Here is a 3,395-nt window from a genome sequence, read left to right on the forward strand (position 1 = left end):
CCCCCGGCGCCCGTCCCGGACCCGGCCGCACGCCGACGCACGGGCACGCGACCCAGCCCGGCCACCCGCCTCACCCGCGCCCCCTCCGGCTACGACGCCCGCTGCGTCCCTACTGCCGACACTCCGGACGACGGCACTTCCCGACGCCCGCACACCCCACCACGGCCACACACTCCCACCACGGCCGCAAGCCCCATCACGGCCGCAGTCGACCCATCGTGCCGCACCGGCCCCGGGGACGGAGGACCTACCCCGCGCGAATCACCACAATCCGGAGTCCCCCTCGGTAACCGCCGCCCGGCCCGGCCCGGGTGGAGCACCTCCACCGGCGGTGTCCGGACCCGCCCGTCGCGGGGCAGACCCGGACCGTCACATGGGAGACCCGGGCCGTCACATGGGAGACTGAGCCGACGGCAACGACCTGCCTGCGGCCACCTGGGCCGACCACGCCGACGGGTCCGTCTGCCTATGGGTCCGTCTGCCTACGGGTTCGTGCGCCTACGGGTTCGTGCGCTGACAGGTCCGTGTGCCGACGGGTCCGTGCGCTGACGGGTTCCGCCCGGCGCGCCTCGCGGGGTGCGGATCCGGAGCTGCGAACAGCCGGGCGGTCGGCCCCGGCCGGCCGGGTCGCGTGCCCGACAACACGCGAAACGCACCCGTTCCCGGGTACGTTTCGCGGGAATGCAGTGCCTGCCGAGAAGTCCGAGCCAGCCGAGAAGTCCGTGCCTGCCGAGAGGAACCGGGTGCCCAACAATCTCACCCGCGACGAGGCGCGCGAGCGCGCCCGCCTGCTCAACGTGGCGTCCTACGACGTCGAACTCGACCTGACGACCGGCCCCGGGACCTTCCGCACGTCGACCGTGGTCACGTTCACCGCCCGCGAGCCGGGGGCGTCGACGTTCATCGAGCTCGCCGCCGCCAAGGTCGACGAGGTCGTGCTCAACGGCGCCTCGCTGGACCCCGCCGCCGTGTTCGACGGCGAGCGCATCCGGCTCGACGACCTCGCCGAGTCCAACCGGCTCACCGTGGTGGGCGACGGCGTGTACTCGCGCACCGGCGAGGGGCTGCACCGCTTCGTCGACCCGGTCGACGAGGCGGTCTACCTCTACACCCAGTTCGAGACCTACGACGCGCATCGGATGTACGCCTGTTTCGACCAGCCCGACCTGAAGTCGACGTTCACGCTGACGGTGACGGTGCCGGCGGACTGGTCGGCCATCTCCAACAGCGCGGTCGCGGCGGTCGCGGAGGCCGCCATCGGGGTGCGCACCATCCGGTTCCTCACCACGCCGGTGATGTCCACCTACATCACCGCGCTCGTCGCCGGTCCGTACCACGAGGTCCGCGATCACCACGACGGCATCGACCTCGGGTTGTACTGCCGGCGCTCGCTGGCCGAGTTCCTCGACCCGGCGGAGATCTTCGAGATCACCAGGGCCGGCTTCGACTTCTACCACCGCGTGTTCGACTACCGGTACCCGTTCGGCAAGTACGACCAGCTCTTCGTGCCGGAGTTCAATGCCGGCGCGATGGAGAACGCCGGCTGCGTGACGTTCCTGGAGGAGTACGTCTTCCGGGCCAAGGTCACCGAGGCCCGCCGCGAGCGCCGCGCCGAGACGATCCTGCACGAGATGGCGCACATGTGGTTCGGCGACCTGGTCACCATGCGCTGGTGGGACGACCTGTGGCTGAACGAGTCGTTCGCCACGTACATGTCGGTGCTGGCGCAGGTGAGTTCCACCCGGTTCACCAACGGCTGGACGACCTTCGCCAATGCGGAGAAGGGCTGGGCCTACCGGCAGGACCAGCTTTCCTCGACCCACCCCATCGTCGCCGACGCCCCCGACATGGACGCGGTGCGCACGAACTTCGACGGCATCACGTACGCCAAGGGCGCCTCCGTGCTCAAGCAGCTCGTCGCCTGGGTCGGGCAGGAGGAGTTCCTGTCCGGGCTGCGGACGTACTTCCGCCGCTACGAGTACGCGAACACCTCCCTGCGCGACCTGCTCGACGAGCTGGAGAACGCCAGCGGCCGGGACCTGACGACCTGGTCGGCCGAGTGGCTGGAGACCACGGGCGTCAACACGTTGCGCCCGCGCTTCTTCACCGACTCCTCCGGCCTGTTCACCTCGTTCGACGTGGTGCAGGAGCCGCCGAGCGCCCCGCCGACCGCGTCGAAGGCGCTGCGCCCGCACCGGCTCGCCATCGGCCTGTACGACCGCGACACCACTGGTGCGCTGGTCCGCCGCGAGCGGATCGAACTGGACGTGACCGGCGAGCTCACCGAGGTGCCGAAGCTCGTCGGCGCCCGCCAGCCGGACCTCATCCTGCTCAACGACGACGACCTCACCTACGCCAAGGTCCGCCTCGACGATCGGTCGCTGGCCACCCTCGTCGAGTCGATCGGCGCAATCTCCCAGTCGCTGCCGCGGACGCTGTGCTGGGCGGCGGCGTGGGACATGACCCGCGACGCGGAGCTCGCCGCGCGGGAGTACGTCCGGCTCGTGCTGTCCGGCGTGACCGCCGAGGACGACATCGGCGTGGTGCAGTCGCTGCTGGCCAAGGCCGACCTGACCATCGACGCCTACGGCGAGCCGGCGAACCGCGCGCCGGCGTTGCGGGCGCTGACCGAGCGCGCCGAGGAACTGGCCCGCTCCGCGCCGCCCGGCAGCGACGTGCAGCTCGTCTACACGACCACGTTCGCCCGGGCCGAGGACGCCGACCAGGTGGGCCGGGTGCGGGCGCTGTTCGAGGGCACCGACGTCATCGAGGGTCTCGTCCTGGACACCGAGCTGCGCTGGACGTTGCTGACCCAGCTCGTGGCGCGGGGCGTCTACGGCGCCGCCGAGATCGACGCCGAACTCGCCCGCGACCGCACCGCCACCGGCGAGAAGCGCGCCGCGACCGCGCGGGCCGCCCGCCCGAGCGCCGAGGCGAAGGCCGCCGCGTGGAGCGCGGTGATGGACTCCGACGAGCTGTCCAACCACCTGGCCGTCGCGACGATGAGCGGCTTCTGGATCTCCGGTCAGCTCGAGCTGACCCGCCCCTACGTCGCCCGCTACTTCGACGAGATCGGCGGAATCTGGGAGACCCGTAGCTTCGACACGGCCTCGACCATCACCCAGATGCTCTTCCCGTCCTCCGTCATCGAGCCGGAGACGGTGGCCAGGGTCGATGCGTACCTCGCCGACCGCAACCCGACGCCGCCGCTGCGCCGCGCCCTGCTCGAGGGTCGCGACGGCCTCGTTCGGGCACTGGCGGCCCGCGCCAAGGACGCCGCCACCGCGGCGTAGGGGCACCGGTCGCGCCGGGGCCCCTACGGTGCAGGGGGCGCCCGCGCGACCCGCCCCGCTCAGAAAATCACCTCCTTTGTGGGGGGCCCGCCGGGGGAGTTG

1 protein-coding gene is annotated in these 3,395 nt (G+C 71.7%); it reads left to right on the forward strand.

The features are described 5' to 3' along the window. The first annotated feature begins 743 nt into the window (after positions 1–743). On the forward strand, positions 744–3,293 hold the full coding sequence (gene pepN / locus ND748_RS28520; RefSeq protein WP_251749283.1) for an aminopeptidase N: 2,550 nt from the start codon (positions 744–746) through the stop codon (positions 3,291–3,293). Positions 3,294–3,395 lie beyond the last annotated feature (102 nt).

It is taken from the genome of Frankia sp. AiPs1, assembly GCF_023716945.1.
In the GTDB taxonomy this organism is placed as follows: domain Bacteria; phylum Actinomycetota; class Actinomycetes; order Frankiales; family Frankiaceae; genus Frankia.